19 protein-coding genes and 1 pseudogene are annotated in these 23,925 nt (G+C 74.3%); 11 read left to right on the plus strand and 9 right to left on the minus strand.

Going from position 1 to position 23,925, the window contains the following annotated elements; translation table 11 throughout:
* Positions 1-4 precede the first annotated feature (4 nt).
* From purL to purS, 3 genes are all read right to left on the minus strand, one after another.
* The gene (gene purL, locus E1258_RS03525; protein ID WP_132396768.1) at positions 5-2,773 is read right to left on the minus strand and encodes a phosphoribosylformylglycinamidine synthase subunit PurL; all 2,769 of its coding nucleotides are present in this window, start codon (positions 2,771-2,773) and stop codon (positions 5-7) included.
* A 64-nt stretch (positions 2,774-2,837) separates the two neighbouring features.
* Positions 2,838-3,521 carry a phosphoribosylformylglycinamidine synthase subunit PurQ gene (gene purQ, locus E1258_RS03530; protein ID WP_132396770.1) on the minus strand — a complete coding sequence of 228 codons (684 nt, stop codon included), beginning with the start codon at positions 3,519-3,521 and terminating at the stop codon, positions 2,838-2,840.
* Complete coding sequence (gene purS / locus E1258_RS03535) at positions 3,518-3,772, minus strand: phosphoribosylformylglycinamidine synthase subunit PurS (RefSeq protein WP_036373627.1); 255 nt, start codon at positions 3,770-3,772, stop codon at positions 3,518-3,520. Before purS ends, purQ begins: the two co-directional genes overlap by 4 nt.
* Before the next feature lie 284 nt (positions 3,773-4,056).
* Between purS and E1258_RS03540 the strand changes: the two are divergent.
* A pseudogene (locus E1258_RS03540) lies at positions 4,057-4,622 on the plus strand (YbjQ family protein).
* Positions 4,623-4,645: 23 nt separating this feature from the next.
* On the opposite strand, the gene purB reads toward E1258_RS03540, so the two are convergent.
* The 4 genes from purB to E1258_RS03560 all read right to left on the minus strand — a co-directional run bounded on the left by purB (position 4,646) and on the right by E1258_RS03560 (position 11,201).
* Entirely contained in the window at positions 4,646-6,070 is a 1,425-nt protein-coding gene (gene purB, locus E1258_RS03545; RefSeq protein ID WP_132396774.1) for an adenylosuccinate lyase, read from the minus strand.
* Between the two features lie 194 nt (positions 6,071-6,264).
* Positions 6,265-8,655 carry a hypothetical protein gene (locus E1258_RS03550; RefSeq protein WP_132396776.1) on the minus strand — a complete coding sequence of 797 codons (2,391 nt, stop codon included), beginning with the start codon at positions 8,653-8,655 and terminating at the stop codon, positions 6,265-6,267.
* Entirely contained in the window at positions 8,648-9,685 is a 1,038-nt protein-coding gene (locus tag E1258_RS03555) for a glycosyltransferase family 2 protein (protein ID WP_243715152.1), read from the minus strand. The genes E1258_RS03550 and E1258_RS03555 overlap by 8 nt, the downstream gene beginning before the upstream one ends.
* Before the next feature lie 223 nt (positions 9,686-9,908).
* Positions 9,909-11,201, minus strand: a complete 1,293-nt coding sequence (locus E1258_RS03560) for an acetyl-CoA C-acetyltransferase (protein WP_007073978.1) — start codon at positions 11,199-11,201, stop codon at positions 9,909-9,911.
* Between the two features lie 56 nt (positions 11,202-11,257).
* On the opposite strand from E1258_RS03560, the gene E1258_RS03565 reads away from it, so the two are divergent.
* The 7 genes from E1258_RS03565 to E1258_RS03595 all read left to right on the plus strand — a co-directional run bounded on the left by E1258_RS03565 (position 11,258) and on the right by E1258_RS03595 (position 18,221).
* Positions 11,258-12,613, plus strand: a complete 1,356-nt coding sequence (locus E1258_RS03565; protein ID WP_132396778.1) for a 3-oxoacyl-ACP reductase — start codon at positions 11,258-11,260, stop codon at positions 12,611-12,613.
* Entirely contained in the window at positions 12,613-13,494 is an 882-nt protein-coding gene (locus E1258_RS03570) for a MaoC/PaaZ C-terminal domain-containing protein (protein ID WP_132396780.1), read from the plus strand. Before E1258_RS03565 ends, E1258_RS03570 begins: the two co-directional genes overlap by 1 nt.
* Positions 13,495-13,596: 102 nt before the next feature.
* The gene (locus tag E1258_RS03575) at positions 13,597-14,349 is read left to right on the plus strand and encodes an NUDIX domain-containing protein (protein ID WP_132396782.1); all 753 of its coding nucleotides are present in this window, start codon (positions 13,597-13,599) and stop codon (positions 14,347-14,349) included.
* Positions 14,346-15,332 (plus strand): serine/threonine protein kinase, encoded by a 987-nt coding sequence (locus tag E1258_RS03580; protein WP_132396784.1) that lies wholly within the window; start codon positions 14,346-14,348, stop codon positions 15,330-15,332. The genes E1258_RS03575 and E1258_RS03580 overlap by 4 nt, the downstream gene beginning before the upstream one ends.
* Before the next feature lie 10 nt (positions 15,333-15,342).
* Positions 15,343-16,308 (plus strand): hypothetical protein, encoded by a 966-nt coding sequence (locus E1258_RS03585; RefSeq protein ID WP_132396786.1) that lies wholly within the window; start codon positions 15,343-15,345, stop codon positions 16,306-16,308.
* Positions 16,305-17,561, plus strand: a complete 1,257-nt coding sequence (locus tag E1258_RS03590) for an adenylosuccinate synthetase (protein ID WP_132396788.1) — start codon at positions 16,305-16,307, stop codon at positions 17,559-17,561. The genes E1258_RS03585 and E1258_RS03590 overlap by 4 nt, the downstream gene beginning before the upstream one ends.
* A 42-nt stretch (positions 17,562-17,603) precedes the next feature.
* Positions 17,604-18,221 (plus strand): DedA family protein, encoded by a 618-nt coding sequence (locus E1258_RS03595; RefSeq protein ID WP_132396790.1) that lies wholly within the window; start codon positions 17,604-17,606, stop codon positions 18,219-18,221.
* Between the two features lie 246 nt (positions 18,222-18,467).
* Here E1258_RS03595 and E1258_RS03600 read toward each other — a convergent pair whose 3' ends face one another.
* A complete protein-coding gene (locus E1258_RS03600) occupies positions 18,468-19,103 on the minus strand; it encodes a TetR/AcrR family transcriptional regulator (RefSeq protein WP_132396792.1) in 636 nt (211 codons plus the stop codon).
* 74 nt (positions 19,104-19,177) lie between these two features.
* Here E1258_RS03600 and E1258_RS03605 point away from each other — a divergent pair, with 74 nt between their 5' ends.
* The 3 genes from E1258_RS03605 to E1258_RS03615 all read left to right on the plus strand — a co-directional run bounded on the left by E1258_RS03605 (position 19,178) and on the right by E1258_RS03615 (position 22,668).
* Complete coding sequence (locus E1258_RS03605; protein ID WP_007073970.1) at positions 19,178-19,630, plus strand: SCP2 sterol-binding domain-containing protein; 453 nt, start codon at positions 19,178-19,180, stop codon at positions 19,628-19,630.
* A 2-nt stretch (positions 19,631-19,632) separates the two neighbouring features.
* Positions 19,633-20,847 carry an acyl-CoA dehydrogenase family protein gene (locus E1258_RS03610; RefSeq protein WP_132396794.1) on the plus strand — a complete coding sequence of 405 codons (1,215 nt, stop codon included), beginning with the start codon at positions 19,633-19,635 and terminating at the stop codon, positions 20,845-20,847.
* Positions 20,848-21,105: 258 nt separating this feature from the next.
* Complete coding sequence (locus E1258_RS03615) at positions 21,106-22,668, plus strand: AMP-binding protein (RefSeq protein ID WP_132396796.1); 1,563 nt, start codon at positions 21,106-21,108, stop codon at positions 22,666-22,668.
* On the opposite strand, the gene purD is transcribed toward E1258_RS03615, so the two are convergent.
* A complete protein-coding gene (purD, locus tag E1258_RS03620; RefSeq protein WP_132396798.1) occupies positions 22,656-23,915 on the minus strand; it encodes a phosphoribosylamine--glycine ligase in 1,260 nt (419 codons plus the stop codon). The two genes, E1258_RS03615 and purD, sit on opposite strands and share 13 nt — an antisense overlap.
* Positions 23,916-23,925: the final 10 nt, after the last annotated feature.

Here is a 23,925-nt window from a genome sequence, read left to right on the forward strand (position 1 = left end):
CGCCTCAGCGCTGATCGGGCGCGGCGGACCGATCGGACTCACCGGGGTCGGGACCGTCCGCCGGCTCCGCGCCGTCGACCCGCTGCGGCTCGGCCCCGGCCGGCTGCGGCCCGTCGGCGGCGACAGCCGGGGCGACCTGAGCCGCTGGCGGCTCGGCAGCCTCCGGTGCGGGCGGCTCCGCTGCTGGCGCGGACGACTCCGCCTCGCCAACGGCCAGCGTCGCCGCGACGGGCTGCGTCGCTGCCGCTGCGGCGGACGGCGCGGCGGGGACGGCCCTCGCCGACGCGACCGGCTGCTCCGACCCGCCGAAGAGCCTGGGCAGCGTGGCGGTGTGCGCGGCGGCAAGTTCGTCCAAGCCGATCCGGAACTGGCCGCGCACCTCCAACGCCCCGCCGGCCGGGTCGGTGACCCCGATGAACTCCCACGGCACCCCGTGCTCGGCGCACAGTGCGGTGAACGCCTTCTCGTGGCCGCGCGGCACCGAAACCAGAACCCGCCCGGCCGACTCGCTGAACAGGAAGACGAACGGCATCGAGCCACCGGTGAACTGCTCCGGCACCGCGATCGCCGCCCCGACGCCACGCCGCAGGCAGGACTCGACCAGGCTCTGGGCGAGACCGCCGTCGGAGAGGTCGTGCGCGGAGCTGAGGTGCCCGACCCGGGCCGCCTCGGCCAGCAGGTCGGCAAGCTGCCGCTCGCGGCCCAGGTCGACCTGCGGCGGGATGCCACCGAGGTGCTCGTGCGTGACCCAGGCCCACTCGGAGCCGGACAGCTCCACGTGCGTCTCACCGAGCAGGAAGAGCTGGTCGTGGTCGCCGGCGGAGCGGGGGACGAAGCCCATCGGCACCCGGCTGGCGACGTCGTCCAGCACGCCGAGCACGCCCACGACCGGGGTCGGGTGGATCGCCGCCGCGCCGGTCTGGTTGTAGAAGCTGACGTTGCCGCCGGTCACCGGGATGCCCAGCTCCAGGCAGCCGTCCGCCAGGCCACGCACGGCCTCGGCGAACTGCCACATCACGCCCGGGTCCTCCGGCGAGCCGAAGTTGAGGCAGTTGGTCACGGCGATCGGCTTCGCACCGGTCACGGCCACGTTCCGGTACGCCTCGGCCAGCGCCAGCTTGGTGCCGTGGTACGGGTCGAGGCGGGCGTACCGGCCGTTGCCGTCCAGCGACAGGGCCACGCCGAGGCCGGTGCGCTCGTCGATGCGGATCACGCCGGAGTCCTCCGGCTGGGCGAGCACGGTGTTGCCCAGCACGTACCGGTCGTACTGCTCGGTGACCCAGGTCTTGTCGGCCAGGTTCGGCGACGCGATCATGCGCAGCACCGTCTCGCGCAGGGCCTCCGGCGTCGACGGCCGGGGCAACGTCTCGGCGCGGTCGGCCTGGAGCAGGATCAGGTCGGCCGGCTCGCGCATCGGGCGGGCGTAGACCGGGCCGTCGTCGACCAGCGAGCCCGGCGGGACGTCCACCACGAGCTGGTCGCGCCAGGTGATCACCAGGCGGCCCGGCCGGCCGTCCGGCGACGGGGCGGTGACCTCGCCGATCGCGGTGGCCCAGACGCCCCACTTCTCGGCGGTCTTGAGTACCGCCTCCAGCTTCTCCGGTGCGACGACCAGCAGCATCCGCTCCTGGGACTCGCTGGCCAGGATCTCCTGCGGCTCCATCGAGGCCTCGCGCAGCGGGACCCGCTCCAGCCAGACCCGCATGCCGGTGCCGGCGGAGGCGGCCGTCTCGGTGAGCGCGCAGGTCAGACCCGCGCCGCCCAGGTCCTGGATGCCGACGACCAGCTCGGCGTCGTACAGCTCCAGGCAGGCCTCGATCAGCAGCTTCTCCATGAACGGGTCGCCGACCTGCACGGACGGGCGACGCTGCTCGCTGCCCTCGTCGAAGGTGGCGCTGGCCAGCACCGACACGCCGCCGATGCCGTCGCGGCCCGTCCGGGCGCCCATCAGCACCACGACGTTGCCGGGGCCGGTGGCCTCCTTCTTCTGCAGCCGGTCGACCCGCAGCACGCCGAGGCAGAGCGCGTTGACCAGCGGGTTGCCCTGGTAGCAGGGGTCGAAGACGACCTCGCCGCCGATGTTGGGCAGGCCGAGGCAGTTGCCGTAGCCGCCGACGCCGGCCACCACGCCGGGCATCACCCGGGCGGTGTCGGGGTGCTCGGCCGCGCCGAAGCGCAGCGGGTCCATCACGGCGACCGGGCGGGCACCCATGGCGAGGATGTCCCGGACGATGCCGCCGACGCCGGTCGCCGCGCCCTGGTACGGCTCGACGAAGCTCGGGTGGTTGTGCGACTCGACCTTGAAGGTCACCGCCAGCTCGTCGGAGACCTGGACCACGCCGGCGTTCTCGCCGATGCCCGCCAGCAGCCGGTCGCTCGGCGGGGCCTTCTCGCCGAACTGGCGCAGGTGCACCTTGCTCGACTTGTAGGAGCAGTGCTCGCTCCACATGATCGAGTACATGGCCAGCTCGGCCTGGGTGGGACGCCGGCCGAGGATCTGCCGGATCCGGGCGTACTCGTCGTCGCGGAGACCCAGCTCCGCGTACGGCTGAAGCTCCTCGGGGGTTTCGGCGGCGCGCGACACGGTGTCCAGGCCGTGCGCCCAGTCGGCGGCCGGGACGGGCCGGGACGACTCGGGGTGGACCGGCTCGCCGGGCCGGGCCGGGGCGACCGGGCCGGCCTGCGGAGCCACGGTGGCCGCGAAGGGCTCCGCCGGGGCGGCGGGGAAGCCGCCCGGGGTCTCCCGTACCGCCGGGTCCGGATGGGTGGTCATGACCTCTCCTCGTTGCGCTCGCCGCCGCCGGGGCGGTGGAGCCGACCGTTGGTGCCGCGCACGGTCACGCCGGCGCCCCCACCAGGTACTTGAGCACCGAGGTGAAGAAGCCGAGGCCGTCCAGGGAAGGGCCGGTGAGCGCCTCCACGGCGTGCTCGGGGTGCGGCATGATGCCGACCACGTTGCCGGCGGGGTTGGTGATGGCGGCGATGTCGCGCTGCGACCCGTTGGGGTTGCCGCCGACGTAGCGGGCGACGACCCGACCCTCGGCCTCCAGCTCGTCCAGCGTCGAGGCGTCGGCGACGTAGCAGCCCTCGCCGTTCTTGACCGGGATCAGGATCTCCTGGCCGGGCTGGAAGGTGTTCGTCCACGCCGTGCCGGCCGCCTCGATCCGCAGGACCTGGTCGCGGTTGCGGAAGTGCAGGTGCTGGTTGCGGGTGAGCGCGCCGGGCAGCAGATGAGCCTCGCAGAGAATCTGGAAGCCGTTGCAGATGCCGAGCACCGGCAGGCCGCCACGGGCGGCGTCCACCAGGGTCTCCATCACCGGGGCGAACCGGGCGATGGCGCCGCAGCGCAGGTAGTCGCCGTAGGAGAAGCCGCCGGGTAGGACGACGGCGTCCACCCCGCGCAGGTCCGGGTCGCCGTGCCAGAGCCGGACCGGCTCCGCGCCGGCGATTCGGACGGCCCGCGCCGCGTCCCCGTCGTCGAGCGAGCCGGGGAACGTCACCACACCGACCCGGGCGGTCACGGTTGCGCGTCCACGGTCTCGACGAGGCGGACGGTGAAGTCCTCGATGACCGGGTTGGCGAGCAGCTTGTCGGCGATCTCCCGGGCCCGGTCCAGGTCCGGTTCACCGGTGAAGTCGATCTCGATCCGCCTGCCGATCCGGACAGAGGCGACGTCGCTGACGCCGAGCCGGGGCAGCGCGTTTGCGACGGCCTGGCCCTGAGGATCGAGGATCTCGGGCTTGAGCATGACGTCGACGACGACGCGAGGCACTGGGCACTCCTGACTGTGTACGCAGTTGGGTGCCGACCCACAACGGGCGAGCGCAGCCAGCCTACCTGGCAGATACCGCCTCAGCCGCACCGGCCGGGGGCAGTCCAGGCAGTGATCGACATAACCGGCGGGACGCGGGGACGTATCGCGTCCGATCCCGCGCGATACGTCCGGAGGCAGGCGATTCACCGCGGCTGCGTTCGCCGAATCGTTACATCGCGTACAACCGGACCCCGGATACCTCGGTGGCCGGTGTCTGCCGGTTAGGGCCCTGCCCGGCGCGGATGGTCGGCGGAGCGCCGGCCGTCCGCGCCGACCCCTTTTGCAGCATCCGGTCAGGTGGCCATGGCCGACGAACGGCCGCCGGCCGGTGCGACAGCATCAGAACGTGCTGGTCGTGACGACGGATCAACTGCCCGGCTACGAGATCCGCCAGATCCTCGGTGAAGTGGTGTCCTCGATGGCCAGGACGCGCAACCCGTACCGCGAGGGGGTGAAGAACCTCCGCGGCGGCGCGTACGACCCGATGGCGCCGGACAACCTGACCCGCTGGCGTACGGACTCGGTGGCCCGCCTCGGCGACGAGGCCCGCCGCCTCGGCGCGAACGCCGTGATCGGCATGCGCTTCGACAGCCGGGACTGCGGCGAGATGTGGATGGAGATCTGCGCGTACGGCACGGCCGTCATCGTGGCCCCCAAGACCCCGGACGTCATGCCCCCGGACCAGCCGGCGATCGCCGCCGACACGGCACACGACCCGACGATCGCCAAGGACCCGGGCGGCATCGCCGAACCCGCCAGCGCCCCCGACCTCTCCTCTGCGGCCGAAACCCCCACCCGCGACTCCTGACCCGTCCCCGCCGGCCGGCGGGGTCAGAGAATAGGGGGCGGAGTGTAGGTTGCCGCCGCGGGGTGGGCGCTGACGATCTTGGCGATGCGGGTGGTCACCCGGTCGACCTGGGCCCCGGCCGCGCCCACGAAGGCGGTGCGGTCGGCAACCAGGGCATCGATGTCGGCGCGGGACAGGCCCAGGCGGGCGTCGGCGGCGAGGCGGTCGAACAGGTCGTTCTCGGCGGCCGCCCGCTCCCGCATCGCCAGCGCCACACCGACCGCGTGCTCCTTGATCGCCTCGTGCGCGGCCTCCCGGCCGACGCCCCGGCGTACCGCCGCGACCAGGATCTTCGTGGTGGCCAGGAAGGGCAGGAAGCGCTCCAGCTCCCGGTTGACCACCGCCGGGTACGCCCCGAACTCGTCCAGCACGGTGAGGAACGTCTGGAACAGCCCGTCGGCGGCGAAGAACGCGTCCGGCAGGGCCACCCGGCGGACCACCGAGCAGGAGACGTCCCCCTCGTTCCACTGGTCGCCGGCCAGCTCGCCGACCATCGACAGATACCCCCGGATGATCACCGCGAAGCCGTTCACCCGTTCGCTGGACCGGGTGTTCATCTTGTGCGGCATCGCGCTGGAGCCCACCTGGCCGGCCTTGAAGCCCTCGGTGACCAGCTCCTGGCCGACCATCAGCCGGATCGTGGTGGCCAGCGACGACGGCGCGGCGGCGACCTGGGCCAGCGCGGCGAGCACCGCCAGGTCGATCGAGCGGGGGTAGACCTGGCCGACGCTGTCCAGCACCCGGGCGAAGCCGAGGTGCTCGGCGACCCGACGCTCCAGCTCGGCGACCTTGTGGGCGTCGCCGTCGAACAGGTCGAGCTGGTCGGCGGCGGTGCCGACCGGACCCTTGATCCCCCGCAGCGGGTACCAGGCGATCAGGTCCTCCAGCCGCTCGTACGCGATCAGCAGTTCCTCGGCGGCCGACGCGAAGCGCTTGCCCAACGTGGTGGCCTGCGCCGCGACGTTGTGCGACCGGCCCGTCATGACCAGGCCGGAGTGCTCGTTGGCGAGCCGGGCGAGCCGGGCGAGGGTGGCCACCACCCGGTCGCGGACCAGCTCCAGCGACGCCCGGACCTGGAGTTGCTCGACGTTCTCGGTGAGGTCCCGGGAGGTCATCCCCTTGTGCACGTGCTCGTGCCCGGCGAGCGCGCCGAACTCCTCGATGCGGGCCTTCACGTCGTGCCGGGTGACCCGCTCGCGCTCGGCGATCGAGGCCAGGTCGACGTCGTCGAGCACCCGCTCGTACGCCTCGACCACGCCGTCGGGGACGGCCACGCCGAGGTCCCGTTGGGCGCGGAGGACGGCGAGCCAGAGCCGCCGCTCCATCCGCACCTTCTCCTCAGGTGACCAGAGGGCGACCAGCTCGGGCGAGGCGTACCGGTGGGCGAGCACGTTCGGGATCGTCGTCACGTGCCTCATTCTTTCGCACGCCGGGCCCGCCACCCGAGCCAGCCCGCCCCTGGCGACGGAGCGGGCCGGCGCGGGCCGGCGGGAAGCCGCTGCTGGTCAGACGCGGGATGTCGTGCAACGTCGCGGTCACCACGAGGGTCTTGGTCTGCTGTGGCGTGGGCGTTGCGCAGGAGGGACCACCGCCGCAGACATGGTCAGCGGAGGCGGTACACGGTCACCGGGCCGGCGACGAACCGCACCTCGGCGAGCCGGGCCAGCTCCGGCGACACCGGGCCGGCGGCCGAGTCGGCGAACAGCCACCGGACGCCGTTCTCGCGGCGCACCCGGTCCAGTTCCCCGGCCGTCGGCGCGGTGAACAGCCGCTCGTTGCGGGCGAACAGCTCGGGGTCGGGCGCGGGCTGTCGGGGGTACGAGAAGCCGTCGCGCGCGTGCGCGGCCAGGGCCTCGTCCGTGTAGCCCCAGCTCTCCACCAGCGCCCGCCGTCCGCCCAGCCCGCTCACCCAGAAGGCCCGCGCGTCGCAGTGCGCGACGGTCGGCACCGGCCGGCAGTGCACGTTGGTGGCCACCACGTCCTCCGGGCCGGCATGGGCGTCCAGCCAGAGGGCGGCCCGCGCCTCGTCCCGGGTGATCGCCCACGGCCGGTCGGCGGCGGAGAGCACCCGGGGCGGGTCCCCGACCCGGCGGGCGGTCCACTCCAGGCCGCCGGCCACGCTCGCCCCGCACAGCGCGGCGACCGCCCCGGCCACCGCCGCCCGGCTACGCCACGACGCCCCCGCCGGAGGCCGATCCTCGCCGGGCCCCGCCGGCAGCCGGCCCCGGCCCCGTCGGGCGCGCAACCCGGTGAGCAGGACGGCCAACAGCGCGGCGACGCCGGCCAGCAACAGCACCCGGCCCGCCGGCACGGCCATCGCCCACAGCCAGGCACGCCGCGTCCGCTCGGGTGGACCCAGCGGGTCGAGCAGCCACTGGGCCGCCGCGCCCACCGCCCCGGCGACCGCCACGACCGGCCACCACGGACGCGCCGCGGCCAGCAGCCAGCCGGTCAGCAGCGCCCCGAACGGGACCACCGCCAGGAAGAAGTAGAGCTGGCTGACCGACGGGTGGAAGAAGGACCAGGCCCCGCCCGCCCCGGCGACCAGCGCGCCGGCCAGCAGCCATGCCGCCGGGTCGACCCGGGTGCCCCGGCGGGCCAGGAGCAGCACTCCCACGAACCGGGGCGCCTGGAGCACCAGCCACCAGCCCAGCACGGCGACCGCGAAGAGCCACCCGGTTCCGCCGGCCGCCGCGAGTCCCGGCGGCAGCAGGCCGCCGGCGGCGATGCCCCCGCCCGCGCCGACGGTCTGCCGCCACGGCGCGGTGAAGCGCAGCACCCCGAACACCTGCGGGGAGAGCACGCCCGCGCCGCCCCCGGCGAACAGGCGGTACCCGACGACCATGGCCGCGACCAGCACCGCGAACAGCGACACGACGGCCCACGGCACCCGGCGGGCCCGCCAGCCGACGACCACCCCGGCCAGCGCCACCCCGGCGATCAGCGGGGGCAGGCCGCTGGACTTGGCACCGGCGACGGCCAGGCCCGCCGCCGGCACCAGCGCCCAGCCCGGCCCGGGCCGCCGGCCGCGCACCACGTCCACGCAGACGCCGATGAGCAGCAGGAGCAGGGGCAGCAGGTACGTCTGCGACGGGCTCTCGACGGACAGCGGGAGGGTGCCGCTGGCCGTGGCGGCGGAGCCGAGGGAGAGCGACACCCCGACGTACGCCGTCCCGGCGGCGACCGGACCGGCCCACCAGCGTCCGCTGAGGTCCCGCGCCAGCCCGGCGGTGACGACGACGGCCGTCGCGGCGACCGGCACCAGCCACAGCCGGAGCAGGACCGTCGCCGGCCCCGTACCGGTGATCATGCTGGCGCTGGCCAGGTGTGCGTCGACCAGGTAGTGGTAGCGCAGCGGCTCCCCGGCCAGTTGCGGCAGCTCGAAGGGCATGTCCCGGGTCAGCTCGTGCACCAGCCCCAGGTGGTAGAGCAGGTCCTGGTAGTAGACGTGGTCCACCGGCGGCAGCGGGTTGGCCCGCCAGCCCACGGCCGCCCAGGCCACCAGCAGGACCAGCACCCCGGCGACCGCCAGCGTCCAGGGCAGCGGCAGCGGCCGGGGCCGGGCGATCCGCCAGTGCCGCCGCAGCCCGGGCACCGCGACGAAGAGCGCCAGCACCGGGACCGGCCACCAGCGCAGCGCCGGCTGCGTGCCGCTGGCCGTGGCGACCGCCCAGGCGGCGAGCTCCAGCAGCAGACCGACCGCCGCGCCGTAGCCCAGGTCCTCCGGCAGGTTGCCCCGGCTGCCCCGCAGCGCCCGGTGCACGAGCGTGCCGGGCAGCACCAGGGCGAGCGCCCAGTAGGCGACGTACCGGGCGATGTCGCCGCCGGGGGTGCCCGTCCACCACCAGCCGGCGAGGAGGGCGGCGAGCGCCGCCGACCAGGCGAGCGCCGCCGCGACCCGACGGGCCATCCCGCCCCGCCCCGCCGGCACGCCCCGCGTCGCGGGCGCCTCCCGTACCGCCGCGTCCTGCGTCAGCACGGCCGGTTCAGTCACCGGCCCGGCCACCCGTCACCGCCACGGCCGGCGCGTCGCGTACGGCGGTCGGCTCGACGACGGTCACGTCCGGCGGGTCGGGGACCTCGGCGGAGTCGAAGCCGACGAGGTGGGTGGGGCGGTTCTGCACGGTGCGGTAGATGCGACCGACGTACTCGCCGAGCAGGCCGAGGCAGATGAGCTGGACGGCGCTGAACAGCAGCACCGCCACGAACAGCGAGGTCCAGCCCGGAATGGTCGCGCCGCCGGCGTACGCGATCAGGCCGAGGACGGCCAGCACCAGGCAGGACGCGAAGCTGACCACGCCGAGCCAGGTGGCCAGCCGCAGCGGCGCGGCGGTGAAGTTCGCCGTGCTGTCCCAGGCCAGCGCGACCATCCGGCGCAGCGGGTACTTCGTCGCCCCGGCGGCCCGGACCGCGCGGGAGTAGCGCACCTCGGCGGCGGCGAAGCCGAGCGAGGGCACCAGCAGCCGGTACACCGGGGTGCGCTCGGGCAACCGGCGCAGCACCTCCACCACGTCCCGGCTGACCAGCCGGAAGTCGCCCGCCTGCGCGGGCAGGTCAGCGCCGACGATGCGGCGCATCAGCCGGTAGTACAGGCCTGCGGTGCCCCGCTTGAAGGGCGTGTCGGTGCTCCGGTCGGCGCGCACCCCGTACACGACGTCGACGCCCCGCTCGCGGGCCGTGGCCAGCATCTCGGGGATGACCTCGGGCGGGTCCTGGAGGTCGGCGTCGATGCTGACCACCCAGCGCCCCCGGGACCGGTGCAGCCCGGCGGTCAGGGCGGCCTGGTGGCCGCTGTTGCGGCGCAGCCGGACCACCCGCAGCTGGGGCCAGGACCGGGCGTGGTCGAGAAGCAGCCGGGCCGTGCGGTCCCGGCTGCCGTCGTCGACGGCGACCACCTCGTACGTGGTGCCGGTGCCGTCGAGCACCGGCCGCAGCCGCTCGACGAACACCGCGACGACGTCCTGCTCGTTGTACATGGGGACGACCACGGACAGGTCCGGTGCCCCGGCTGCGCTGATGTCCATCGGTGTGCCGGGCCCCGTTCGGACGCAGAGTACGGATCTTGCCGGCGCATGCGCGCCGCCGGTCACCCTGCCGGCCCGAGGTCACCACAGCCACACACCGAGCTGAACGCACGGTGAACGTCGGCCGCCGGCCACCTGGCCGCCGGACGTCGACGTGCTGCGCGCCCGGGACGAAGAGCCGCGGCCCGTGCGTCAGCGCCCGGGTGACGGGTCAGCCGGCGGGTCAGCGTTCCAGGATCGCGGTGACCCCCTGCCCGCCGGCCGCGCAGATCGAGATCAGCCCCCGCCCGGAGCCGGCCTCGGCGAGCAGCTTCGCCAGCGTGGCGACGATCCGCCCGCCGGTGGCGGCGAACGGGTGGCCGGCGGCCAGGGACGAGCCGTTGACGTTGATTTTGTCCCGGTCGATCGGCCCGAGCGGGGCGTCCAGGCCGAGCCGGTCCTTGCAGAACTCCGGCGACTCCCAGGCGGCGAGGGTGGCCAGCACCTGGGAGGCGAACGCCTCGTGGATCTCGTAGTAGTCGAAGTCCTGCAACGTCAGCCCGGCCCCGGCCAGCATCCGGGGCACGGCGTACGCGGGGGCCATCAGCAGCCCCTCGTCGCCGTGCACGAAGTCGACGGCCGCCGTCGCCGACCAGGAGAACCAGGCGAGCACCGGCAGGTTGTGCTCGGCCGCCCACTCCTCGCTGGCCAGCAGCACCGTGGACGCGCCGTCGGTGAGCGGAGACGAGTTGCCGGCGGTCATGGTCGCGTGCTCGGCGTCCGGGCCCCGGTGGCCGAAGACCGGCTTGAGCGAGCCGAGCTTCTCCAGCGTGGTGTCCGGGCGGAGGTTCTGGTCCCGGGTCAGCCCCAGATAGGGGGTCATCAGGTCGTCGAAGAACCCCCGCTCGTACGCGGCGGCGAGCCGCTGGTGGGAGCGCAGCGCCAGCTCGTCCTGGGCCTGCCGGTCGACGTTCCAGCGCAGGGCGGTGCGGGCGGCGTGCTCGCCCATCGACAGCCCGGTACGCGGCTCCGCGTTGCGCGGGATCTCCGGCTGGAACGGCTGGAGTGGGCGCAGCTTCGCCGCGATCCGCAGCCGCTCGCCGAGGGTGCGGGCGGAGTTGAGCCGGATCAGGGTGCGTCGCATCTCCTCGTTGACGGCGAGCGGGGCGTCGGAGGTGGTGTCGACGCCGCCGGCGATGCCGACGTCGAGCTGCCCGAGGGCGATCTTGTTGGCGACCAGGATCGTCGCCTCCAGGCCGGTGCCGCACGCCTGCTGGATGTCGTACGCCGGGGTGTGCGGGTCGAGCTTCGAGCCGAGCACCACCTCGCGGGTGAGGTTGAAGTCCCGGGAGTGCTTGAGCACCGCCCCCGCGACGACCTCGCCGACCCGCTGCCCGGCCAGCCCGAACCGGGCGACGAGCCCGTCGAGGGCCGCGCCCAGCATGTCGGCGTTGGACGCGCTGGCGTACCGGGAGTTGGACCGGGCGAAGGGGATGCGGTTGCCGCCGATGACCGCGACCCGCCGGATGCTCTGCACGATCCCGCCTCCAATTCAGGACTTGCCCACAACCTACTGGCCAGTAGGCTACGCCTATGACCGACAGGTACGCGAGTTTCGTCCGATCGGGGGCCGGCCGCGCGCTGGTCAAGCGCCTGGGGCTGCCCGACCCGCCACGACTGCGCCGGCACACCCCGGGGGACCCGTTGGTCCCCGGGCCGGTCCTGCTCGGCTCGGCCACCGGCGGCCGGCTCGCCGAGCCGGTCGGCAAGGTCCTGGCCGCCGCCGGGGTCGAGCTGGCCGACCCGGCCGCCGCCGGCCCCGACCGGCGGCACGCCGCCCTGGTGTACGACGCCACCGGGATCACCGACTCCACCGGCCTGCGCCAGCTCTACGATTTCTTCCACCCGCAGGCCCGCTCGGTGCTGCCCAGCGGCCGGGTGATCGTGCTCGGCACCCCACCCGACGAGTGCGGCTCGCCGCGCGAGGCGACCGCCCAGCGGGCCCTCGAAGGGCTGACCCGCAGCGTCGGCAAGGAGTTCGGCCGGGGCGTGACCGCCCAGCTCGTGCACGTCACCGCGCACGGCGACGCCGGCACGGCCACCGGCCTGGAGGCCACCCTGCGGTTCCTGCTCTCCGGCCGGTCGGCGTACGTCTCGGGTCAGGTGATCCGGGTCGGGGCCGGCACGGCCGAGCCGCCGGCCAACTGGGACCGGCCGCTGGACGGTCAGGTCGTCCTGGTCACCGGGGCGGCCCGGGGCATCGGCGCGGCGCTGGCCCGGGTGCTGGCCCGCGACGGCGCGCGGGTCGTCGCGCTGGACGTCCCGGCCGCCGGGGACGAGCTGGCCGGGGTCGCCAACGAGATCGGCGGGACCGCCGTGCAGCTCGACCTGACCGCCCCGGACGCCCCCGCCCGGCTCGTCGAGCATCTCGCGTCGCGGCACGGCCGGGTCGACGTGGTGGTGCACAACGCCGGCATCACCCGGGACCGGACCCTGGGCCGGATGGACGCCGACCGGTGGGACAGCGTCATCGAGGTGAACCTGTCCAGCCAGGAGCGGATCAACGACGTGCTGTTGGAGCGCGGGCTGATCCCGGCGGGTGGCCGGATCGTCTCGGTCTCCTCGATCGCCGGGATCGCCGGCAACCGGGGGCAGACCAACTACGCCACCTCGAAGGCGGGGGTGATCGGCCTGGTGCAGTCGCTCGCCCCGGCGCTGCGCGAGCGCGCAATCAGCGTCAACGCGGTCGCCCCCGGGTTCATCGAGACGCGGATGACCGCCCGCATCCCGCTGGTGATGCGGGAGGCGGGCCGCCGGATGAACAGCATGTCGCAGGGCGGCCTGCCGGTGGATGTCGCCGAGACCATCGGCTGGTTGGCCTGGCCGGCCAGCGGCGCGGTCAGCGGCAACATCGTCCGGGTCTGCGGCCAGAGCCTGCTGGGGGCGTGATGACCGGCGCTGACACGGGTGGCCGGGCGGTGGTGGAGCTGCCTCGGCTGCCGCAGGCGGGCCCGTTGTACCGGCGGGCCCTGCTCGGGGCGCTGCCGGGGGCGGGTCGTCGGCGCGGGGACGCGCTGCCGGCGGTCGAGCTGGCCGTCGCCGGGGTCACCGTCGACCGGGCGCACCTGGCCGACTACGACCGGGTCTGCGGGTTCCGGCTGGCCGACCGGCTTCCGGGGACGTACCCGCACGTGCTGGGGTTTCCGCTGGCGCTGCGGCTGATGACCACGCCGGGGTTCCCGCTGCCGCTGGTCGGGCTGGTGCACGTGGCCAACCGGATCACCGTGCACCGGCCGGTCGAGGCCGGCGAGACGCTCGACCTGCGCGCGTACGCCGAGAACCTGCGCCCGCACGACCGGGGCCGGCAGGTCGACGTGGCGCTGGTCGGCTCGGTCGGTGGGGCGGAGGTGTGGCACGGCGTGTCGACGTACCTCGGCAGGGAGCGCACGGCCGGCGGCGGCGAGCGGCGCAGCCGGGGTGAGCGGCCCGCCGCGCCGGCCGCCACCGCCCACTGGCGGGTGACGCCGCAGGTGGGCGCGGACTACGCCCGGGTCTCCGGCGACCACAACCCGATCCACACGTCCCGGCTGGGGGCGCGGCTGTTCGGTTTCCCCCGCCCCATCGCGCACGGCATGTGGAGCAAGGCCCGCTGTCTGGCCGCGCTGGAGAGCCGGCTGCCGGACGCGTACACGGTCGAGGCGGCGTTCAAGCTGCCGGTGCCGCTGCCGTCCACGGTGGCCTTCGGTGCCACCGCCGACGGCCCGGCCTGGGAGTTCGCCCTGCACGACGCGCGGTCCGGCCGGCCGCACCTGGCGGGGTCCGTGCGCTGACCGGCACGCCGGGGCGGCACTTCGACGGCGGGGCTTGGCATCCACTCTTTCGTGCGCTAAGTTGTTCTCAGGTTGAGACGTTCTCATAGTGAGAGAGATGCCGTGAACGAGCAGGAGTTCCTCGCCGCCTACGATCCCCGGGCCTACCCGGCGGTCGCCGTCACCGTGGACGTGGTCGCCCTGACCATCCGGTCCGACGCGCTGCACCTGCTGCTCGTCCGCCGGGGCGCGCCGCCGTTCGAGGGTCACTGGGCGCTGCCCGGCGGATTCGTCCAGCCCGACGAGGACCTGGCGACCGGGGCGCGTCGGGAGCTGGCCGAGGAGACCGACCTCGGCGGCGAGCGGCTGCGCCGCGTCCACCTGGAGCAGCTCGGCAGCTACGGCGACCCGGGACGGGACCCCAGGATGCGGATCGTCTCGGTGGCGTACCTCGCGTTCGCCCCCGACCTGCCCGACCCGGCCGCCGGCAGTGACGCCGACGACGCGATCTGGCTGCCGGTGACCGCGCTGAGCAGCCGGCAGCTCGCCTTCGACCACGACCGGATCATCGACGACGGGCTGGAGCGGGCCCGGTCCAAGCTGGAGTACACGCCGCTGGCCACCCGCTTCCTCGACACCGAGTTCACCATCACCGAGCTGCGCGCCGTCTACGAGACGGTCTGGGGGCACCCGCTGCACCCCGGCAACTTCCACCGCAAGGTGCTCTCCGTGCCGGGCTTCGTGGAGAGCACCGGCACGAGCACCGAACGCGGCGGCACGCGCGGCGGCCCCCGCGCCAAGCTCTACCGGGCCGGCGACGCCCGGCTGCTGCACCCGGCGCTGCTGCGCCCCGCCCGGGAGGAGACGGTGCGGTGAACACCGACGAGGCGATCCGGCTGGTCACCGCCGCCCGCACCGACGCCGACCTGTTCGGCGCCGACGCGCCGGCCCGCCGCTACCGCGAGCTGGTCACGGCCCTGCACCCCGACCGGCTGGGCGCGCTCGACCCGGCGGTACGCGCCGCCGCCACCGACGCGTTCGTCCAGGTCACCACCCGCTGGCGCGTCGGCCGGACGAGCGCCGGTCCCGTCGTCCTCGGCGGCCACCGGCTCGGCCCGCTCGCGCACACCGGCGACCTCGCCGACCTGTACGACGTCGGGGCGGACCGGCTGCTCAAGCTGCCCCGCGACCCCGCCGACAACGACCTCATGGCCCGCGAACAGCACGCGTTGCGCACGATCGAGGAGCGGGGCGACCCCCGCTACCTGCCGTACGTGCCCCGGCTCGTCGACACCCTCCGGCACCGGGACCCGGCAACCGGGGCCGAGCGACGGATCAGCGTGCTGGCAACCGCGCCCGGCCTGCACAGCCTCGACGAGGTGCGCCGGGCGTACCCCGACGGGCTGGACGGCCGGGACGCGGCCTGGATGTGGCGGCGGCTGCTGGTAGCCCTCGGCCTGGCTCACCGGGCCGGCGTGGTGCACGGCGCGGTGCTGCCCCGGCATTTGCTGATCGAGCCCGACGGGCACGGCGTGGTGCTCGTCGACTGGTGCTTCTCCGTGGCCACCGGGGCAGCGATCCCGGCGCTGGTGCCCGGCCACGAGGACTGGTACCCGCCGGAGGTCGCCGCGCGGCGGCCCTGCGGGCCCGGCACCGACCTCGCGATGACCGCCGGCTGCATGACGTGGCTGATGGGCGACCGGGCCCCGCGCGAACTGCGTGCCTTCGCCGACGGCTGCCGCCGACCGGCCCTGCGGTCCCGCCCCGACGACGCGTGGCGGCTGCTGCGCGAACTGGACGAGGTGCTTCAGCGGCTCTACGGGCCGCGCACCTTCCGACCCTTCACCCTCAACCCCTAGGGAGGCTGCCATGGGCAGTGGAATGTGGTCCACCGACGTGTACGACGCCGCCGACCGGTACCGCCGGGCCACCGGCAAAAGCGCGTTCGCGTACAGCGACAGCGGGGCGCGCAAGGTGCACTCCGCGCTCGACCCGCACGGCGCGACCCGGGAGAGCCGCGACTCGGCCGAGCACCCGCAGTCGACCGCTATCGCGGTGCTGTTCGACGTCACCGGCTCCATGGGGCACGTGCCCCGCACCCTCCAGACCAAGCTGCCGCAACTGCTCGGGCTCCTGCTCCGCCAGGGGTACGCCCGCGATCCGCAGATCATGTTCGGCGCGATCGGCGACGCCACCTGCGACCGGGTCCCGTTGCAGGTCGGGCAGTTCGAGTCGGACAACCGGATGGACGACGACCTCGGCCGGATCGTGCTGGAGGGCGGCGGTGGCGGCCAGATGACCGAGTCGTACGAGCTGGCCATGTACTTCATGGCCCGGCGGACGGTCACCGACTGTTGGGACAAGCGGGGCCGGCGCGGCTACCTGTTCATCATCGGCGACGAACTGGCCTACCCCCAGGTGGACCGGCGACAGGTGAGCCGGCTCATCGGCGACGACCTCGGCGAGGACGTGCCGCTACGACAGATCGTCGACGAGGTGACCCGGCGGTGGGACACCTACTACCTGCTCCCCGCCGGCAGCCACTACGCCGGCAACGCGAAGGTGCTGGACTTCTGGCGCGACCTGCTCGGGCAGAACGCCGTCGTGCTCGACGACCTCGACGCGGTCTGCGAGACCATCGCGCTCACCGTCGGCCTCGGCGAGCAGGCCGTCGACCTCGACCAGGGCCTGGCGGACCTGGAGCGGGCCGGCTCGACGGCCACCGGCACCGTGTCGAAGGCGCTGGCCCGACTCGGCCGGGGCGCGCGGGACCAGGTGTGCGCGCTGCCCGCGCCGTCGACGCCGCCCACCTCCCGGGGAGTGACCCGGCTGTGAACCACGTGATGGTGGTAGACCTCGGCTACGGCGACGCCGGCAAGGGCACCGTCGTGGACTGGCTCTGCGCCACCCGGCCCGTCCACACGGTGATCCGCTTCAACGGGGGCGCGCAGGCGGCGCACAACGTCGTCCTGCGCGACGGGCGGCATCACACGTTCGCACAGTTCGGGGCAGGCACGTTCCGCCCCGGCGTGCGGACCCACCTGTCCCGGCACGTGGTGGTGGACCCCCTCGCGCTGGCCGCCGAGGCCGACCACCTCGCCTCGGTCGGGGTGCCCGACGCGCTCGACCGGCTCACCGTCGACGGGGAGGCGCTGCTGGCGACCCCGTACCACCGGGCCGCCAACCGGGCCCGTGAACTGGCCCGGGGAGCGGACCGGCACGGCTCCTGCGGGCTGGGGGTGGGCGAGGCCGTCGCGTACGGCCTCGCCCACCCCGACTCCGCGCCGAGGGTGGCCGACTGCCGCGCCCCGGCCCTGCTGCGTCGCCGGCTCGCCGCGCTGCGCGACCGGCTCACCGCCGAACTCGGCCCCCTGGACGCCCCGCCCGTGGACGACTGCCTGCCCGCCTTCACCGGGTTCGCCGACCGGGTGGCGATCGTCGACCGGTCCCATCTGGCCGGGGTGCTACGCGCCGGGACCTGCGTCTTCGAGGGCGCACAGGGGGTGCTGCTCGACGAGTGGCACGGCTTCCACCCGTACACGACGTGGAGCACCACCACGTTCGCCAACGCCGAAGGGCTGCTCGCCGAGGCGGGGCTGGCCGGCACCGCCGAGCGGCTCGGCGTGCTGCGCATCGCCACCACCCGGCACGGCCCCGGCCCGCTGGTCACCGAGGACCCGACGCTGCCGCTGACCGACCCGCACAACGCGACCAACCCGTGGCAGGGCCGGTTCCGGTTCGGCCACTTCGACGCGGTCGCCCACCGGTACGCCCTTGCCGTGGCCGGCGGCGTCGACGGGCTCGCGCTGACCCACCTCGACCTGGCAGACCGGGGCCTGCGGATCTGCCACCGCTACGACACCATCGACCGGCTGGACCCCGGGCCACCCGGCGATCTGGACCGTCAGGCCGCCCTCACGGCCCGCCTGCTGGCGGCCCGCCCGGTCTACGACGCCGCCGGCCCGCCGGCCGACTGGCCAACGGCGGTGGAGGAGGAGCTGTCCGCGCCGGTCGTCCTCACCTCCCGCTCCCCCACCGCCGACGGGAAGGGTGTAAGGAAGGGCACCTTATTAACGCCTTTTGTATAGGAAGGGCCCCTTCCTGACACCGCGACGGCAGAGCATGAGGACATGCAGTCGGTGCTCGACCTGCTCCACGACACGATCACCTCGCCGTGGGTCTACCTGGTGATCTTCGTGGTCACCGCCGTCGACGCCGTCTTCCCGGCCATACCCGGCGAGGCCGTCGTGGTGACCGCAGGGGTGTTCGCGGTCGGCGGGCAGCCGAACCTGACGATGGTGATCGCGCTGGCCGCCTTCGGCGCACTGGCCGGCGACCACCTGTCGTACGCCATCGGTCGTAGCGGCGGCGCGCATTGGCTGGCGCGGCTGCCGACGGGCAGCCGCCGGCGGGCCGGGTCGGATTGGGCCCGCCGGGCGGTGGACCGGCACGGCGGCATGATGCTCACCACCGCCCGCTACGTCCCCGGCGGGCGTACGGCGGTGACCCTGACGATGGGCGCCGTCCGGTACCCGCTGCGGTCGTTCGTCGTCTTCGACGCCCTGGCCAGCAGCACCTGGGCGGTCTACTGCGGGCTGCTCGGCTACTTCGGCGGGCTGGCCTTCGAGCGGCAACCCGTCAAGGGCATCCTGGCCGGGGTCGGGGTGTCGGTCGCGATCACCAGCCTGCTGGAGGCCGCCCGCTGGCTGCGGCAACGCGCCCGCCGCCGCGCCGCTGACCTTGGGTGACCGTTCCCCGCCAATCGCGCTGCCGGCCGCCGGCCGCCGCCGACCGGCCGGGCACGTCGCCGGCCGGGCCGTAGGCATGGCCAGCCGCCGCCCGACGATCCGTCGAGCACGCGCCCGTCCTCGTGCGCCGACCGACAACCTCGGGCCGGGCCACGACGTGCTCCCGCATGCCCCGGCACGCATCGGAGTCGGGCGCGTTAACAGGGGGCCCGTCCCATACCGAAGGCGTCAACAGGGGGCCCTTCCTTACCCCTCAGCGTGCCAGGTGATGCCGCGCAGGAGTTGGTCCGCGCCGAGCCAGGCGACGTTCATCATCCGGGTGGCGGTCTTCTCCGGGTCGGCCTCCGGGTGGTCGGCGAGCCAGTCGGCCAGCGACTCGCTCGCGCCGACCAGGGCGTACGCGACGACCTCCAGGTCGGTGGCGCTCACCTCGCGGCCCCGGGCGCGCAGCGCGTGGTCGAGCATCCCGGCGACCACCTCGACGAGCCGGGCCCGCATGGCGGCGAGTTCCCCGGCGAACGGCTGGGAGCCCCGGGCCTGGCGGTAGAGCACGGCCCAGCCGTCGCGGTGCGCGCCGACGAAGCCGAAGAACGCCCGCAGCCCGCGCCAGAGCCGCTCGTCGGCGTCCAGGTCGGGGGCGGCGGCTCCGGCGATCGCCTCGGTCATGCGGGTGCCCTCGCGGTGCAGGCAGGCGACGAAGAGCTCCTCCTTGGTGCCCAGGTACGCGTACACCATGGGTTTGGAGATGCCGGCGTCCTCGGCGATCTCGTCCATGCTGGCCGCGTGAAAGCCGCGTCGGGAGAAGACGCGGACGGCCGCGTCGAGCATCTGTTGCTCGCGTACGGCTCGGGGGAGGCGCTTGAAGGTGGGGGTGCTGGACACCTTGCGAGCATACCTACTCGTGCGTAAGGTTACGCCAGAGTAACCACAGTTGCCGCCCGAGAGGTTCACTTCCCATGACTGACTTCGACCCGGCCAACTTCGCCAACTACGGCCCCAAGGAGTTCGCCCAGCTGGTCAAGTCCACCCCCGACGACAAGATCGCCGAGGTGATGTCCGGCGACCTGCGCGGCAAGGTCCTGAGCGAGGTCTTCGGCCGGATGCCGACGCTGTTCCGCGCCGACCGGGCCGGCTCCACCAGCGCGGTGATCCACTGGAGCATCACCGGCCGCCCCGACGGGGGCACCGACACCTACGAGATCGTGGTCGCCGACGGCGCGTGCACGGTCAACGAGACCCCGCAGCACGACCCCAAGCTGAGCCTCACCATGGGTCCCCTCGAATTCCTGAAGATCGTCTCCGGCGGGGCGAACCCGGTGATGATGTTCATGACCGGCAAGCTGAAGGCCAAGGGCGACCTGGGCCTCGCCGCCAACATCGCCAACCTGTTCGACATCCCCAAGGCCTGACGATGGCCGAGTTCTCGCTCGACCTGAACGAGGAACAGCGGGACCTGCGCGACTGGGTGCACGGCTTCGCCGCCGAGGTCGTGCGCCCGGCCGCCGCCGAGTGGGACGCCCGGGAGGAAACCCCCTGGCCCGTCATCCAGGAGGCGGCGAAGGTCGGGCTGTACGGCTTCGAGTTCCTCGCCACCTGCTGGGCCGACCCCACCGGCCTGTCCCTGCCGATCGCCAGTGAGGAGCTCTTCTGGGGCGACGCCGGCATCGGCCTGGGCATCTTCGGCACCTCCCTCGCGGTGGCCGCCATCTACGGCGCGGGCACCCCGGACCAGCTCGTCGAGTGGGTCCCCCAGTGCTTCGGCGACGCCGATTCCCCCGCCGTCGCCGCGTTCTGCACCACCGAGCCGGAGGCCGGCTCCGATGTCGGCGCGATGCGTACCCGGGCGGTCTACGACGAGGCCACCGACGAGTGGGTGCTGCGCGGGCAGAAGGCGTACGCCACCAACGGCGGGATCGCCGGGGTGCACGTGGTCACCGCCTCGGTCGACCCGACGCTCGGCTCGCGCGGCCAGGCCGCGTTCGTCGTACCGCCGGGCACCGCCGGGCTGAGCGCGACCCGGAAGCTGCGCAAGCTGGGGCTGCGCGCCTCGCACACGGCGGACGTCTTCCTCGACGACGTCCGGGTCCCGGGCCGCTGCCTGCTCGGCGGCAAGGAGGCCCTGGACGAGCGGCTGGCCCGCGCCCGCTCCGGCCAGAAGGCCACCGGCCAGGCCGCCATGCGCACGTTCGAGCTGTCCCGGCCGACGGTCGGCGCGCAGGCGCTCGGCGTGGCCCGCGCCGCCTACGAGTACGCGCTGGAGTACGCGAAGGACCGGGTCCAGTTCGGCCGGCCGATCATCGAGAACCAGGCGGTCGCGTTCGCGCTGGCCGACATGAGGATGGAGATCGACGCGGCCCGACTGCTGGTCTGGCGGGCGTCCTGGATGGGACGCAACAATCGCCCGTTCACCGCTGGCGAGGGCTCGATGTCCAAGCTCAAGGCCGGCGAGGTGGCGGTGGCGGTCACCGAGAAGGCCGTACAGCTGCTCGGCGGGGCCGGCTTCCTGCGGGACCACCCGGTCGAGCGCTGGTACCGGGACGCGAAGATCTACACCATCTTCGAGGGCACGTCGGAGATCCAGCGGCTGGTGATCTCCCGGGCCATCTCCGGGGTGTACGTCCGCTGAGCCCGAGCCGCCACCGCGGCCTCGACACCGGACCGGCCGGACCATCCCGCGCCCGTCACCGCAGCACCACGTACGGCAGCCGCGCCGGAGCCCTCGTCACCGAGGGCTCCGGCGCGGCCACGAAAGGCACCGAAAAGGCCCGTGAGCAGGGCGTGATTGGGCCCCGCCACCACCGCCGGTGCATGATCGACAGGACCCCGCCGGGCACGGAGTTCCAGGTGGGGGCCCTGCCCGCACGCCACCGAAGGAGACCCGCGGATGGATCTGCCGTTCACCGTCGCCACGCTGACCCGGCGCGGGCTGCTCACCCCGGGCCGGCCGATCCGGGTCGCCGCGCAACTCAACGCACTGCGCCGGTGGGGCTGGAACCTCGCCGGTGAGCTGCGCCAGGCCGCCGCCCGGGACCCGGACCGCACCGCCGTGGTCGACGAACGGGGCACGGAGCTGACGTACGGTGCCCTGCTCGACCGGGCCGAACGGCTGGCCAAGTCGCTACGCAACGCGTTCGGCGTGACCCCCGGAGACCCCATCGGGCTGCTCTGCCGCAACCATCACGGGCTGGTCGAGGCCATGGTCGCATCCACCCTGCTCGGCGCGGACGCGGTGCTGGTCAACACCGGGCTCTCCCCCGCCCAGCTCGCCACCGTCACCGAGGAGCAGGGGCTCAAGGTCCTCGTACACGACGCCGAGTTCGCCGAGCGGACCCTCGGCCTCCCCGCCGAACTGCACCGGGTCGACGAGGCCCGGCTGGAGGAACTGGTCGCGGCGGCACCGCCCAGCGACCTCCAGCCGCCGCCGCGCGAGGGCCGGACCGTCGTGCTGACCTCCGGCACCACCGGCGCGCCCAAGGGGGCGCGCCGCCCCACCCCGCACGGTTTCGGCCCGCTGGTGTCCATCATCGACCGCATCCCGCTGCACGTCCGGGACACCGTGATGATCGCCGCGCCGCTGTTCCACACCTGGGGGTACGCGGCCCTCCAGGTCTGCTTCGCCCTGCGGGCGACCATCGTGCTGCACCGCCGCTTCGACCCGGCCGCCACGCTGGACGCGCTCGCGGCGCACCGCTGCGACGCCATGTTCGCCGTACCGGTGATGGTGCAGCGGCTGATGGAGGTGCCGCCGCCCGAGCGGAAGCCACCCCTGAAGGTGGTCGCCCTCAGCGGGTCGGCACTGCCCGGCGGGCTCGCCCTGCGCTTCATGGACGCCTACGGCGACGTCCTCTACAACCTGTACGGCTCGACCGAGGTGTCCTGGGCGTCCATCGCCGGCCCCACCGAGCTGCGGGCCGCCCCGACCACCGCGGGCCGGCCGCCGCACGGCACCCAGCTGCGCGTCCTCGACGACGGGGGCCGGCCGGTTCCCACCGGCCAGGTCGGCCGGATCTTCGTCGGCAACGAGATGCTCTTCGAGGGCTACACCTCCGGCTCGGCCCGGGAGAGCCGGGACGGGCTGCTGGACACCGGTGACCTCGGCCGGGTCAACGCCGACGGGCTGCTCTTCGTCGACGGGCGGGCCGACGACATGATCGTCTCCGGCGGGGAGAACGTGTTCCCGTCCGAGGTGGAGGACCTGGTCGCCCAGCTGCCCCAGGTCCGCGAGGTGGCCGTGATCGGCGTGCCGGACGAGGAGTACGGCCAGCGGCTCGCCGCGTTCCTCGCCCTGCACCCCGGCGAGACCCTCGACCCGGAGGCGGTCCGCGAGTACGTCCGGCACTACCTGGCCCGGTTCAGCGTCCCCCGCGACGTGGTCTTCGTGAAGTACCTGCCGCGCAACGCCACCGGCAAGGTGCTCACCAGGGAGCTGCACCGCTACTTCGGCTGACCGGGGATCGTGATCCGGCCGTCGACCGCCGCGGCGGCGATGTCGGTGCGGTGGTGCGAGCCCGCCAGCCCGATGCCACCCACCAGCTCGTACGCGGCGTCGCGCGCGGCGGCGAGGGTGGGGCCGGTGGCCGTACCGCAGAGGACCCGGCCCCCGGCGGAGAGCAACGCCCCGTCGGTGGCCCGGCGGGCGGTGCCCGCGTGGATGACGCCCGGACGGTCGGCGCCGGTGATCACGTCGCCGGTACGCGGGGTGCCCGGGTAGTTTCCGGCGGCCACGACCACGGTCACCGCCGCGCCGTCGCGCCAGCGCAGCGGCGGGTGGTTGGCCAGGGTGTTGGTGGCGGCGGCGTGCAGCAGGCCGCCGAGCGGCGTCTCCAGCAGCGCCAGCACGACCTGGGTCTCCGGGTCGCCGAAGCGGGCGTTGAACTCGATCACCCGGGGGCCGGCGGCGGTCATCGCCAGGCCGACGTAGAGCAGGCCGGCGAACGGGGTGCCCCGGCGGCGCATCTCGGCGAGGGTCGGGTGGACGACGTCGGCCATGACCTCGTCGACGAGGCCGGGCGGGGCCCAGGGCAGCGGCGCGTACGCCCCCATGCCGCCGGTGTTCGGGCCGGCGTCGCCGTCGCCGACGCGCTTGAAGTCCTGCGCGGGCAGCAGCGGCAGCGCGGCCTCGCCGTCGGTGACCACGAAGAGGGAGACCTCGGGGCCGGCCAGGTACTCCTCGACGACGACCCGGCCGCACTCGGCGGCGTGCGCCAGCGCGGCGGCCCGGTCGTCGGTGACGACGACGCCCTTGCCGGCGGCCAGCCCGTCGTTCTTCACCACGTACGGCGGGCCGAACTCGTCCAGCGCCTTCGCCGTGCTCTCCGGGTCCGTACAGGTGTACGCCCGCGCGGTGGGCACGCCGGCGGCGGTCATCACGTCCTTGGCGAACGCCTTCGAGCCCTCCAGCCGGGCGGCCTCGGCGGACGGCCCGAACGCGGCGATCCCCTTGGCGCGTACGGCGTCGGCGACCCCGGCCACCAGCGGTGCCTCCGGCCCGATCACCACCAGGTCGGCGCCGGTCTCCACGGCCAGCGCGGCGACGGCGGCGGGATCGGCGGCATCCACCGCCCGCAGCTCGGCCACCTCGGCGATCCCCGGATTACCCGGCGCCGCGATCAGCCCCTCGACGGCCGAATCGGAAGCGAGCCCCAGGGCGAGCGCATGCTCGCGCCCCCCACCACCCAAAAGAAGTACGCGCACGCCCACGAAC

The organism is Micromonospora sp. KC207, assembly GCF_004348615.1.
GTDB lineage: Bacteria > Actinomycetota > Actinomycetes > Mycobacteriales > Micromonosporaceae > Micromonospora.

Bases quoted from the DNA above. Each gene is read 5' to 3' on its own strand.
- E1258_RS03570 (WP_132396780.1), top strand. From the start codon at position 12,613: ATGACCGGCGCTGACACGGGTGGCCGGGCGGTGGTGGAGCTGCCTCGG.
- purL (WP_132396768.1), bottom strand. From the start codon at position 2,773: ATGACCACCCATCCGGACCCGGCGGTACGGGAGACCCCGGGCGGCTTC.
- E1258_RS03615 (WP_132396796.1), top strand. From the start codon at position 21,106: ATGGATCTGCCGTTCACCGTCGCCACGCTGACCCGGCGCGGGCTGCTC.
- E1258_RS03585 (WP_132396786.1), top strand. From the start codon at position 15,343: ATGGGCAGTGGAATGTGGTCCACCGACGTGTACGACGCCGCCGACCGG.
- E1258_RS03565 (WP_132396778.1), top strand. From the start codon at position 11,258: ATGACCGACAGGTACGCGAGTTTCGTCCGATCGGGGGCCGGCCGCGCG.
- E1258_RS03610 (WP_132396794.1), top strand. From the start codon at position 19,633: ATGGCCGAGTTCTCGCTCGACCTGAACGAGGAACAGCGGGACCTGCGC.
- E1258_RS03605 (WP_007073970.1), top strand. From the start codon at position 19,178: ATGACTGACTTCGACCCGGCCAACTTCGCCAACTACGGCCCCAAGGAG.
- E1258_RS03595 (WP_132396790.1), top strand. From the start codon at position 17,604: ATGCAGTCGGTGCTCGACCTGCTCCACGACACGATCACCTCGCCGTGG.
- E1258_RS03555 (WP_243715152.1), bottom strand. From the start codon at position 9,685: ATGGACATCAGCGCAGCCGGGGCACCGGACCTGTCCGTGGTCGTCCCC.